Consider the following 13147-nt stretch of genomic DNA (forward strand, 5'->3'; position numbering starts at 1 on the left):
GCATTAAACAGTTAAGTCTTTAGGTAAGGAGGTGATCCAGCCCCAGGTTCCCCTAGGGCTACCTTGTTACGACTTCACCCCAGTCATGAACCACACCGTGGTAAACGCCCTCCGAAGGTTAAGCTATCTACTTCTGGTGCAGCCCACTCCCATGGTGTGACGGGCGGTGTGTACAAGGCCCGGGAACGTATTCACCGTGACATTCTGATTCACGATTACTAGCGATTCCGACTTCATGGAGTCGAGTTGCAGACTCCAATCCGGACTACGACGTACTTTATGGGATTCGCTCACTCTCGCGAGTTGGCAGCCCTCTGTATACGCCATTGTAGCACGTGTGTAGCCCTACTCGTAAGGGCCATGATGACTTGACGTCGTCCCCACCTTCCTCCGGTTTATCACCGGCAGTCTCCCTGGAGTTCCCACCCGAAGTGCTGGCAAACAAGGATAAGGGTTGCGCTCGTTGCGGGACTTAACCCAACATTTCACAACACGAGCTGACGACAGCCATGCAGCACCTGTCTCAGAGTTCCCGAAGGCACCAAAGCATCTCTGCTAAGTTCTCTGGATGTCAAGAGTAGGTAAGGTTCTTCGCGTTGCATCGAATTAAACCACATGCTCCACCGCTTGTGCGGGCCCCCGTCAATTCATTTGAGTTTTAATCTTGCGACCGTACTCCCCAGGCGGTCTACTTAACGCGTTAGCTCCGAAAGCCACGGCTCAAGGCCACAACCTCCAAGTAGACATCGTTTACGGCGTGGACTACCAGGGTATCTAATCCTGTTTGCTCCCCACGCTTTCGCATCTGAGCGTCAGTCTTTGTCCAGGGGCCGCCTTCGCCACCGGTATTCCTTCAGATCTCTACGCATTTCACCGCTACACCTGAAATTCTACCCCCCTCTACAAGACTCTAGTCTGCCAGTTCAAAATGCTGTTCCGAGGTTGAGCCCCGGGCTTTCACATCTTGCTTAACAGACCGCCTGCATGCGCTTTACGCCCAGTAATTCCGATTAACGCTCGCACCCTCCGTATTACCGCGGCTGCTGGCACGGAGTTAGCCGGTGCTTCTTCTGTAGGTAACGTCAAACAATGCCGTTATTAACGACACTGCCTTCCTCCCTACTGAAAGTACTTTACAACCCGAAGGCCTTCTTCATACACGCGGCATGGCTGCATCAGGGTTTCCCCCATTGTGCAATATTCCCCACTGCTGCCTCCCGTAGGAGTCTGGACCGTGTCTCAGTTCCAGTGTGGCTGATCATCCTCTCAGACCAGCTAGGGATCGTTGCCTTGGTGAGCCATTACCTCACCAACAAGCTAATCCCACCTGGGCTAATCCTGACGCGAGAGGCCCGAAGGTCCCCCTCTTTGCTCCGAAGAGATTATGCGGTATTAGCTATCGTTTCCAATAGTTATCCCCCACATCAGGGCATATTCCCAGGCATTACTCACCCGTCCGCCGCTCGCCGCCCTTAACGTTCCCCGAAGGTTCAGTTAAGTCGCTGCCGCTCGACTTGCATGTGTTAGGCCTGCCGCCAGCGTTCAATCTGAGCCATGATCAAACTCTTCAATTAAAGTTTTGTTGGTCTTTCGACCGGCTCAATGAATACTGTTAATTCATCATAAATGATGAATGAATTGACTGTGCTGATACCGAAGTATCAAATTGGTCACTAGTATCATTGATAAATCTTTTGACTAATCATTCAACGAGTGCCCACACAGATTGCATGGTCAAATTGTTAAAGAACGTTGACTTTCAATGCCTTAGCAAATTCCGCTTCAGCAAGTCAGGTGGCGTATAATACGCTTTTCTGATATCCAGTCAAGACAAAATTCTCATCTTTTTAATTGGTTGGTTAAAAAGTGAAAACCTTCTTTGACCTCGCTCACATTCCAATCAGTGAGAGCGAAATAAAAGCCCGTTCTGATGAACGGGCTTTCTAATTGAAGCCTGGCGATGTCCTACTCTCACATGGGGAGGCCCCACACTACCATCGGCGCTATTACGTTTCACTACTGAGTTCGGCATGGGATCAGGTGGGTCCATAATGCTATGGTCGCCAAGCAAATTCGTTACAATCTTGAAAAGCTGATTCTCAAACACACGTTCAAGTGTTCTTGGAGTCCGTATAAAACCCCTTGGGTGTTGTATGGTTAAGCCTCACGGGCAATTAGTATCGGTTAGCTCAATGCCTCACAGCACTTACACACCCGACCTATCAACGTTGTAGTCTTCAACAACCCTTTAGAGACCTTAAAGGTCTAGGGATGACTCATCTTGAGGCTCGCTTCCCGCTTAGATGCTTTCAGCGGTTATCGATTCCGAACTTAGCTACCGGGCAATGCGTCTGGCGACACAACCCGAACACCAGCGGTTCGTCCACCCGGTCCTCTCGTACTAGGAGCAGCCCCTCTCAATCATCCAACGCCCACGGCAGATAGGGACCGAACTGTCTCACGACGTTCTAAACCCAGCTCGCGTACCACTTTAAATGGCGAACAGCCATACCCTTGGGACCGACTTCAGCCCCAGGATGTGATGAGCCGACATCGAGGTGCCAAACACCGCCGTCGATATGAACTCTTGGGCGGTATCAGCCTGTTATCCCCGGAGTACCTTTTATCCGTTGAGCGATGGCCCTTCCATTCAGAACCACCGGATCACTATGACCTGCTTTTCGCACCTGCTCGACTTGTCAGTCTCGCAGTCAAGCGGGCTTATGCCATTGCACTAACCTCACGATGTCCGACCGTGATTAGCCCACCTTCGTGCTCCTCCGTTACTCTTTGGGAGGAGACCGCCCCAGTCAAACTACCCACCAGGCACTGTCCGTAACCCCGATAAGGGGTCGACGTTAGAACATCAAGCATACAAGGGTGGTATTTCAAGGACGACTCCATAACCGCTAGCGCGATTATTTCACAGTCTCCCACCTATCCTACACATGTAGGGTCAATGTTCAGTGCCAAGCTATAGTAAAGGTTCACGGGGTCTTTCCGTCTAGCCGCGGGGACGCAGCATCTTCACTGCGATTTCAATTTCACTGAGTCTCGGGTGGAGCAGCGTGGCCATCATTACGCCATTCGTGCAGGTCGGAACTTACCCGACAAGGAATTTCGCTACCTTAGGACCGTTATAGTTACGGCCGCCGTTTACCGGGGCTTCGATCAAGAGCTTCGACCGAAGTCTAACCCCATCAATTAACCTTCCGGCACCGGGCAGGCGTCACACCGTATACGTCATCTTTCGATTTTGCACAGTGCTGTGTTTTTAATAAACAGTTGCAGCCACCTGGTATCTGCGACTCCCGACAGCTTAGAGAGCAAGTCTCATCACCGCTAGGAGCGTACCTTCTCCCGAAGTTACGGTACCATTTTGCCTAGTTCCTTCACCCGAGTTCTCTCAAGCGCCTTGGTATTCTCTACCTGATCACCTGTGTCGGTTTGGGGTACGATTCCTTATAATCTGAAGCTTAGAAGCTTTTCCCGGAAGCATGGCATCAATGACTTCATCACCGTAGTGACTCGACATCGTATCTCAGCCTTAAGATGGTCCGGATTTGCCTAAACCATCAGCCTACATACTTGGACCTGGACAACCGTCGCCAGGCTCACCTAGCCTTCTCCGTCCCTCCATCGCAATTATAAGAAGTACGGGAACCCGTTTCCCATCGACTACGCCTTTCGGCCTCGCCTTAGGGGTCGACTTACTGCCCCGATTAACGTTGGACAGGAACCCTTGATCTTCCGGCGAGGGAGTTTTTCACTCCCTTTATCGTTACTCATGTCAGCATTCGCACTTCTGATACCTCCAGCAAGCTTTACAACTCACCTTCAACGGCTTACAGAACGCTCCCCTACCCAATACGCTAAATCGCATTGCCGCAGCTTCGGTGTATAGCTTAGCTTATCTTCCGCGCAGGCCGACTCGACCAGTGAGCTATTACGCTTTCTTTAAATGATGGCTGCTTCTAAGCCAACATCCTGGCTGTCTGAGCCTTCCCACATCGTTTCCCACTTAGCTATAACTTTGGGACCTTAGCTGGCGGTCTGGGTTGTTTCCTCTTCACGACGGACGTTAGCACCCGCCGTGTGTCTCCCGGATAGTACTTACTGGTATTCGGAGTTTGCAAAGGGTTGGTAAGTCGGGATGACCCCCTAGCCTTAACAGTGCTCTACCCCCAGTAGTATTCGTCCGAGGCGCTACCTAAATAGCTTTCGGGGAGAACCAGCTATCTCCGAGTTTGATTGGCCTTTCACCCCTAGCCACAAGTCATCCGCTAATTTTTCAACATTAGTCGGTTCGGTCCTCCAGTAAGTGTTACCTCACCTTCAACCTGCCCATGGCTAGATCACTCGGTTTCGGGTCTAATCCTAGCAACTATGACGCCCAGTTAAGACTCGGTTTCCTACGGCTCCCCTAAACGGTTAACCTTGCTACTAAAATTAAGTCGCTGACCCATTATACAAAGGTACGCAGTCACCCAACAAGTGGGCTCCTACTGCTTGTACGTACACGGTTTCAGGTTCTATTTCACTCCCCTCACAGGGGTTCTTTTCGCCTTTCCCTCACGGTACTGGTTCACTATCGGTCAGTCAGGAGTATTTAGCCTTGGAGGATGGTCCCCCATATTCAGACAAGATAACACGTGTCCCGTCCTACTCGTTTTCACTGATAAGATGTTGTCGGTTACGGGGCTATCACCCTGTATCGCGGAACTTTCCAGAACCTTCACCTAACATCAAACTAGCTAGGGCTAATCCGGTTTCGCTCGCCGCTACTACCGGAATCTCGGTTGATTTCTCTTCCTCGGGGTACTTAGATGTTTCAGTTCCCCGGTTCGCCTCGTGCTGCTATGTATTCATCAACACGATACTTACTTATGTAAGTGGGTTTCCCCATTCGGAAATCCCAGAGTCACCGGTTTTTACTACCTCATCTGGGCTTATCGCAAGTTAATACGTCCTTCATCGCCTCTGACTGCCAAGGCATCCACCGTGTACGCTTAGTCACTTAACCATACAACCCCAAGAGGTTTCGTATGTTCAAACAACCAAGGTTTGTGTCCTTGATAAGAGGACATTGGTTTTTCGCCGGACTCGATACAAGACACTTGAATGTGTATTGTTTTGAGAACTCGTTTTCATCTTTCGATGAAAACTATAAATCAATCTATTGATTGAATTTACTAGTCAGCTTTCCAGATTGTTAAAGAGCATTGTGTTTCTTTCGAACCACTTTCTAACGATTTTCGGCGACAAGAATGCGGACTTAATAAAGAGATTCTTCATTAAATCTGCGAAATCCGTGCAGAAAACTTTTAGAGAGTGGTGGGCGATACCGGGCTCGAACCAGTGACCCCCTCCTTGTAAGGGAGGTGCTCTCCCAACTGAGCTAATCGCCCTCCGATGTTTTACATCTTCGAGGAGAAGATGGTGGGTCGTGCAGGATTCGAACCTGCGACCAATTGATTAAAAGTCAACTGCTCTACCAACTGAGCTAACGACCCATTGGCGTCCCGTAGGGGAGTCGAACCCCTGTTACCGCCGTGAAAGGGCGGTGTCCTAGGCCTCTAGACGAACGGGACAATGTTCATACTTACTGTTGTTGGGCAACAATAAGTGGCTCTCTTACATTTTAACCAAGCAATCTGTGTGGACACTGCATTCAACAGTTAAGTCTTTAGGTAAGGAGGTGATCCAGCCCCAGGTTCCCCTAGGGCTACCTTGTTACGACTTCACCCCAGTCATGAACCACACCGTGGTAAACGCCCTCCCGAAGGTTAAGCTATCTACTTCTGGTGCAGCCCACTCCCATGGTGTGACGGGCGGTGTGTACAAGGCCCGGGAACGTATTCACCGTGACATTCTGATTCACGATTACTAGCGATTCCGACTTCATGGAGTCGAGTTGCAGACTCCAATCCGGACTACGACGTACTTTATGGGATTCGCTCACTCTCGCAAGTTGGCAGCCCTCTGTATACGCCATTGTAGCACGTGTGTAGCCCTACTCGTAAGGGCCATGATGACTTGACGTCGTCCCCACCTTCCTCCGGTTTATCACCGGCAGTCTCCCTGGAGTTCCCACCCGAAGTGCTGGCAAACAAGGATAAGGGTTGCGCTCGTTGCGGGACTTAACCCAACATTTCACAACACGAGCTGACGACAGCCATGCAGCACCTGTCTCAGAGTTCCCGAAGGCACCAATCCATCTCTGGAAAGTTCTCTGGATGTCAAGAGTAGGTAAGGTTCTTCGCGTTGCATCGAATTAAACCACATGCTCCACCGCTTGTGCGGGCCCCCGTCAATTCATTTGAGTTTTAATCTTGCGACCGTACTCCCCAGGCGGTCTACTTAACGCGTTAGCTCCGAAAGCCACGGCTCAAGGCCACAACCTCCAAGTAGACATCGTTTACGGCGTGGACTACCAGGGTATCTAATCCTGTTTGCTCCCCACGCTTTCGCATCTGAGCGTCAGTCTTTGTCCAGGGGGCCGCCTTCGCCACCGGTATTCCTTCAGATCTCTACGCATTTCACCGCTACACCTGAAATTCTACCCCCCTCTACAAGACTCTAGTCTGCCAGTTCAAAATGCTGTTCCGAGGTTGAGCCCCGGGCTTTCACATCTTGCTTAACAGACCGCCTGCATGCGCTTTACGCCCAGTAATTCCGATTAACGCTCGCACCCTCCGTATTACCGCGGCTGCTGGCACGGAGTTAGCCGGTGCTTCTTCTGTAGGTAACGTCAAACAATGCCGCTATTAACGACACTGCCTTCCTCCCTACTGAAAGTACTTTACAACCCGAAGGCCTTCTTCATACACGCGGCATGGCTGCATCAGGGTTTCCCCCATTGTGCAATATTCCCCACTGCTGCCTCCCGTAGGAGTCTGGACCGTGTCTCAGTTCCAGTGTGGCTGATCATCCTCTCAGACCAGCTAGGGATCGTTGCCTTGGTGAGCCATTACCTCACCAACAAGCTAATCCCACCTGGGCTAATCCTGACGCGAGAGGCCCGAAGGTCCCCCTCTTTGCTCCGAAGAGATTATGCGGTATTAGCTATCGTTTCCAATAGTTATCCCCCACATCAGGGCATATTCCCAGGCATTACTCACCCGTCCGCCGCTCGCCGCCCTTAACGTTCCCCGAAGGTTCAGTTAAGTCGCTGCCGCTCGACTTGCATGTGTTAGGCCTGCCGCCAGCGTTCAATCTGAGCCATGATCAAACTCTTCAATTAAAGTTTTGTTGGTCTTTCGACCGGCTCAATGAATACTGTTAATTCATCATAAATGATGAATGAATTGACTGTGCTGATACCGAAGTATCAATTGGTCACTAGTATCATTGATAAATCTTTTGACTAATCATTCAACGAGTGCCCACACAGATTGCATGGTCAAATTGTTAAAGAACGTTGACTTTCAATGCCTTAGCAAATTCCGCTTCAGCAAGTCAGGTGGCGTATATTACGCTTTTCTGATATTCAGTCAAGACAAAATTCTCATCTTTTTAATTGGTTGGTTAAAAAGTGAAAACCTTCTTTGACCTCGCTCACATTCCAATCAGTGAGAGCGAAATAAAAGCCCGTTCTGATGAACGGGCTTTCTAATTTGAAGCCTGGCGATGTCCTACTCTCACATGGGGAGGCCCCACACTACCATCGGCGCTATTACGTTTCACTACTGAGTTCGGCATGGGATCAGGTGGGTCCATAATGCTATGGTCGCCAAGCAAATTCGGTACAATCTTGAAAAGCTGATTCTCAAACACACGTTCAAGTGTTCTTGGAGTCCGTATAAAACCCCTTGGGTGTTGTATGGTTAAGCCTCACGGGCAATTAGTATCGGTTAGCTCAATGCCTCACAGCACTTACACACCCGACCTATCAACGTTGTAGTCTTCAACAACCCTTTAGAGACCTTAAAGGTCTAGGGATGACTCATCTTGAGGCTCGCTTCCCGCTTAGATGCTTTCAGCGGTTATCGATTCCGAACTTAGCTACCGGGCAATGCGTCTGGCGACACAACCCGAACACCAGCGGTTCGTCCACTCCGGTCCTCTCGTACTAGGAGCAGCCCCTCTCAATCATCCAACGCCCACGGCAGATAGGGACCGAACTGTCTCACGACGTTCTAAACCCAGCTCGCGTACCACTTTAAATGGCGAACAGCCATACCCTTGGGACCGACTTCAGCCCCAGGATGTGATGAGCCGACATCGAGGTGCCAAACACCGCCGTCGATATGAACTCTTGGGCGGTATCAGCCTGTTATCCCCGGAGTACCTTTTATCCGTTGAGCGATGGCCCTTCCATTCAGAACCACCGGATCACTATGACCTGCTTTCGCACCTGCTCGACCAGTCTCGCAGTCAAGCGGGCTTATGCCATTGCACTAACCTCACGATGTCCGACCGTGATTAGCCCACCTTCGTGCTCCTCCGTTACTCTTTGGGAGGAGACCGCCCCAGTCAAACTACCCACCAGGCACTGTCCGTAACCCCGATAAGGGGTCGACGTTAGAACATCAAGCATACAAGGGTGGTATTTCAAGGACGACTCCATAACCGCTAGCGCGATTATTTCACAGTCTCCCACCTATCCTACACATGTAGGGTCAATGTTCAGTGCCAAGCTATAGTAAAGGTTCACGGGGTCTTTCCGTCTAGCCGCGGGGACGCAGCATCTTCACTGCGATTTCAATTTCACTGAGTCTCGGGTGGAGACAGCGTGGCCATCATTACGCCATTCGTGCAGGTCGGAACTTACCCGACAAGGAATTTCGCTACCTTAGGACCGTTATAGTTACGGCCGCCGTTTACCGGGGCTTCGATCAAGAGCTTCGCGTTACCGGCTAACCCCATCAATTAACCTTCCGGCACCGGGCAGGCGTCACACCGTATACGTCATCTTTCGATTTTGCACAGTGCTGTGTTTTTAATAAACAGTTGCAGCCACCTGGTATCTGCGACTCCCGGCAGCTTAGAGAGCAAGTCTCATCACCGCTAGGAGCGTACCTTCTCCCGAAGTTACGGTACCATTTTGCCTAGTTCCTTCACCCGAGTTCTCTCAAGCGCCTTGGTATTCTCTACCTGATCACCTGTGTCGGTTTGGGGTACGATTCCTTATAATCTGAAGCTTAGAAGCTTTTCCCGGAAGCATGGCATCAATGACTTCATCACCGTAGTGACTCGACATCGTATCTCAGCCTTAAGATGGTCCGGATTTGCCTAAACCATCAGCCTACATACTTGGACCTGGACAACCGTCGCCAGGCTCACCTAGCCTTCTCCGTCCCTCCATCGCAATTATAAGAAGTACGGGAATATTAACCCGTTTCCCATCGACTACGCCTTTCGGCCTCGCCTTAGGGGTCGACTTACCCTGCCCCGATTAACGTTGGACAGGAACCCTTGATCTTCCGGCGAGGGAGTTTTTCACTCCCTTTATCGTTACTCATGTCAGCATTCGCACTTCTGATACCTCCAGCGAGCTTTACAACTCACCTTCAACGGCTTACAGAACGCTCCCCTACCCAATGGAAGTAAACTTCATTGCCGCAGCTTCGGTGTATAGCTTAGCCCCGTTAAATCTTCCGCGCAGGCCGACTCGACCAGTGAGCTATTACGCTTTCTTTAAATGATGGCTGCTTCTAAGCCAACATCCTGGCTGTCTGAGCCTTCCCACATCGTTTCCCACTTAGCTATAACTTTGGGACCTTAGCTGGCGGTCTGGGTTGTTTCCCTCTTCACGACGGACGTTAGCACCCGCCGTGTGTCTCCCGGATAGTACTTACTGGTATTCGGAGTTTGCAAAGGGTTGGTAAGTCGGGATGACCCCCTAGCCTTAACAGTGCTCTACCCCCAGTAGTATTCGTCCGAGGCGCTACCTAAATAGCTTTCGGGGAGAACCAGCTATCTCCGAGTTTGATTGGCCTTTCACCCCTAGCCACAAGTCATCCGCTAATTTTTCAACATTAGTCGGTTCGGTCCTCCAGTAAGTGTTACCTCACCTTCAACCTGCCCATGGCTAGATCACTCGGTTTCGGGTCTAATCCTAGCAACTCATTCGCCCAGTTAAGACTCGGTTTCCCTACGGCTCCCCTAAACGGTTAACCTTGCTACTAAAATTAAGTCGCTGACCCATTATACAAAAGGTACGCAGTCACCCAACAAGTGGGCTCCTACTGCTTGTACGTACACGGTTTCCAGGTTCTATTTCACTCCCCTCACAGGGGTTCTTTTCGCCTTTCCCTCACGGTACTGGTTCACTATCGGTCAGTCAGGAGTATTTAGCCTTGGAGGATGGTCCCCCCATATTCAGACAAGATAACACGTGTCCCGTCCTACTCGTTTTCACTGATAAGATGTTGTCGGTTACGGGGCTATCACCCTGTATCGCAGAACTTTCCAGAACTTTCACCTAACATCAAACTAGCTTAAGGGCTAATCCGGTTTCGCTCGCCGCTACTACCGGAATCTCGGTTGATTTCTCTTCCTCGGGGTACTTAGATGTTTCAGTTCCCCCGGTTCGCCTCGTGTTGCTATGTATTCACAACACGATACTTACTTATGTAAGTGGGTTTCCCCATTCGGAAATCCCAGAGTCACCGGTTTTTACTACCTCATCTGGGCTTATCGCAAGTTAATACGTCCTTCATCGCCTCTGACTGCCAAGGCATCCACCGTGTACGCTTAGTCACTTAACCATACAACCCCAAGAGGTTTCACTCTTAGTCTTCACTTAAAAAGTGAAATAAGTTGGTCAAACAACCAAGGTTTATGTCTCTCCTCTTCGATCAAAAAGAGCGAGACGTTGGTTTTTCGCCGGACTCGATACAAGACACTTGAATGTGTATTGTTTTGAGAACTCGTTTTCATCTTTCGATGAAAACTATAAATCAATCTATTGATTGAATTTACTAGTCAGCTTTCCAGATTGTTAAAGAGCATTGTGTTTATCATTAGATAACCACTTTTTAAAAACACTCAAGTGAATGCGTTTAAAGAGTGGCGTCCCGTAGGGGAGTCGAACCCCTGTTACCGCCGTGAAAGGGCGGTGTCCTAGGCCTCTAGACGAACGGGACATTGGTGGAGCTATGCGGGATCGAACCGCAGACCTCCTGCGTGCAAGGCAGGCGCTCTCCCAGCTGAGCTATAACCCCAATGTTTTACTTCAATAAGAAGTGGTGGGCGATACCGGGCTCGAACCAGTGACCCCCTCCTTGTAAGGGAGGTGCTCTCCCAACTGAGCTAATCGCCCTCCGATGTTTTACATCTTCGAGGAGAAGATGGTGGGTCGTGCAGGATTCGAACCTGCGACCAATTGATTAAAAGTCAACTGCTCTACCAACTGAGCTAACGACCCATTGGCGTCCCGTAGGGGAGTCGAACCCCTGTTACCGCCGTGAAAGGGCGGTGTCCTAGGCCTCTAGACGAACGGGACAATGTTCATACTTACTGTTGTTGGGCAACAATAAGTGGCTCTCTTACATTTTAACCAAGCAATCTGTGTGGACACTGCATTCAACAGTAAGTCTTTAGGTAAGGAGGTGATCCAGCCCCAGGTTCCCCTAGGGCTACCTTGTTACGACTTCACCCCAGTCATGAACCACACCGTGGTAAACGCCCTCCCGAAGGTTAAGCTATCTACTTCTGGTGCAGCCCACTCCCATGGTGTGACGGGCGGTGTGTACAAGGCCCGGGAACGTATTCACCGTGACATTCTGATTCACGATTACTAGCGATTCCGACTTCATGGAGTCGAGTTGCAGACTCCAATCCGGACTACGACGTACTTTATGGGATTCGCTCACTCGCAAGTTGGCAGCCCTCTGTATACGCCATTGTAGCACGTGTGTAGCCCTACTCGTAAGGGCCATGATGACTTGACGTCGTCCCCACCTTCCTCCGGTTTATCACCGGCAGTCTCCCTGGAGTTCCCCCGAAGTGCTGGCAAACAAGGATAAGGGTTGCGCTCGTTGCGGGACTTAACCCAACATTTCACAACACGAGCTGACGACAGCCATGCAGCACCTGTCTCAGAGTTCCCGAAGGCACCAATCCATCTCTGGAAAGTTCTCTGGATGTCAAGAGTAGGTAAGGTTCTTCGCGTTGCATCGAATTAAACCACATGCTCCACCGCTTGTGCGGGCCCCCGTCAATTCATTTGAGTTTTAATCTTGCGACCGTACTCCCCAGGCGGTCTACTTAACGCGTTAGCTCCGAAAGCCACGGCTCAAGGCCACAACCTCCAAGTAGACATCGTTTACGGCGTGGACTACCAGGGTATCTAATCCTGTTTGCTCCCCACGCTTTCGCATCTGAGCGTCAGTCTTTGTCCAGGGGGCCGCCTTCGCCACCGGTATTCCTTCAGATCTCTACGCATTTCACCGCTACACCTGAAATTCTACCCCCCCTCTACAAGACTCTAGTCTGCCAGTTCAAAATGCTGTTCCGAGGTTGAGCCCCGGGCTTTCACATCTTGCTTAACAGACCGCCTGCATGCGCTTTACGCCCAGTAATTCCGATTAACGCTCGCACCCTCCGTATTACCGCGGCTGCTGGCACGGAGTTAGCCGGTGCTTCTTCTGTAGGTAACGTCAAACAATGCCGCTATTAACGACACTGCCTTCCTCCCTACTGAAAGTACTTTACAACCCGAAGGCCTTCTTCATACACGCGGCATGGCTGCATCAGGGTTTCCCCCATTGTGCAATATTCCCCACTGCTGCCTCCCGTAGGAGTCTGGACCGTGTCTCAGTTCCAGTGTGGCTGATCATCCTCTCAGACCAGCTAGGGATCGTTGCCTTGGTGAGCCATTACCTCACCAACAAGCTAATCCCACCTGGGCTAATCCTGACGCGAGAGGCCCGAAGGTCCCCCTCTTTGCTCCGAAGAGATTATGCGGTATTAGCTATCGTTTCCAATAGTTATCCCCCACATCAGGGCATATTCCCAGGCATTACTCACCCGTCCGCCGCTCGCCGCCCTTAACGTTCCCCGAAGGTTCAGTTAAGTCGCTGCCGCTCGACTTGCATGTGTTAGGCCTGCCGCCAGCGTTCAATCTGAGCCATGATCAAACTCTTCAATTAAAGTTTTTGTGGTCTTTCGACCGGCTCAATGAATACTGTTAATTCATCAT

Annotated in this window: 8 tRNA genes and 7 rRNA genes; all 15 read right to left on the bottom strand. The window is 50.6% G+C overall.

The features are described from left to right. Positions 1–24 precede the first annotated feature (24 nt). Positions 25–1574 (bottom strand): 16S ribosomal RNA (locus Q7657_RS07910). A gap of 378 nt (positions 1575–1952) precedes the next feature. Beyond that, positions 1953–2068 (bottom strand): 5S ribosomal RNA (rrf, locus tag Q7657_RS07915). Positions 2069–2153: 85 nt separating this feature from the next. Continuing rightward, positions 2154–5023: ribosomal RNA gene (locus Q7657_RS07920) — 23S ribosomal RNA — on the bottom strand. A 309-nt stretch (positions 5024–5332) separates the two neighbouring features. Then, a tRNA-Val gene (locus Q7657_RS07925) sits at positions 5333–5408 on the bottom strand. 29 nt (positions 5409–5437) lie between these two features. Then, positions 5438–5513, bottom strand: a tRNA-Lys gene (locus tag Q7657_RS07930). A gap of 2 nt (positions 5514–5515) precedes the next feature. Further along, positions 5516–5591, bottom strand: a tRNA-Glu gene (locus Q7657_RS07935). A 100-nt stretch (positions 5592–5691) separates the two neighbouring features. Continuing rightward, positions 5692–7243: ribosomal RNA gene (locus tag Q7657_RS07940) — 16S ribosomal RNA — on the bottom strand. A gap of 378 nt (positions 7244–7621) precedes the next feature. Beyond that, positions 7622–7737 (bottom strand): 5S ribosomal RNA (gene rrf, locus Q7657_RS07945). An 85-nt stretch (positions 7738–7822) separates the two neighbouring features. Next, a 23S ribosomal RNA gene (locus tag Q7657_RS07950) occupies positions 7823–10712 on the bottom strand. Positions 10713–11014: 302 nt separating this feature from the next. After that, a tRNA-Glu gene (locus Q7657_RS07955) sits at positions 11015–11090 on the bottom strand. A gap of 2 nt (positions 11091–11092) precedes the next feature. Continuing rightward, positions 11093–11168: transfer RNA gene (locus Q7657_RS07960), tRNA-Ala, on the bottom strand. A 22-nt stretch (positions 11169–11190) separates the two neighbouring features. Next, positions 11191–11266, bottom strand: a tRNA-Val gene (locus Q7657_RS07965). 29 nt (positions 11267–11295) lie between these two features. Further along, positions 11296–11371 (bottom strand) — tRNA-Lys (locus tag Q7657_RS07970). Positions 11372–11373: 2 nt separating this feature from the next. Next, a tRNA-Glu gene (locus Q7657_RS07975) sits at positions 11374–11449 on the bottom strand. Positions 11450–11548: 99 nt separating this feature from the next. Next, positions 11549–13097, bottom strand: a 16S ribosomal RNA gene (locus Q7657_RS07980). Together the 16S, 23S and 5S rRNA genes with 8 tRNA genes alongside form the textbook arrangement of a ribosomal RNA operon. Between the last annotated feature and the right edge of the window lie 50 nt (positions 13098–13147).

The sequence above is a fragment of the Candidatus Photobacterium acropomis genome (genome assembly GCF_030685555.1).
Taxonomy (GTDB): domain Bacteria; phylum Pseudomonadota; class Gammaproteobacteria; order Enterobacterales; family Vibrionaceae; genus Photobacterium; species Photobacterium lucens.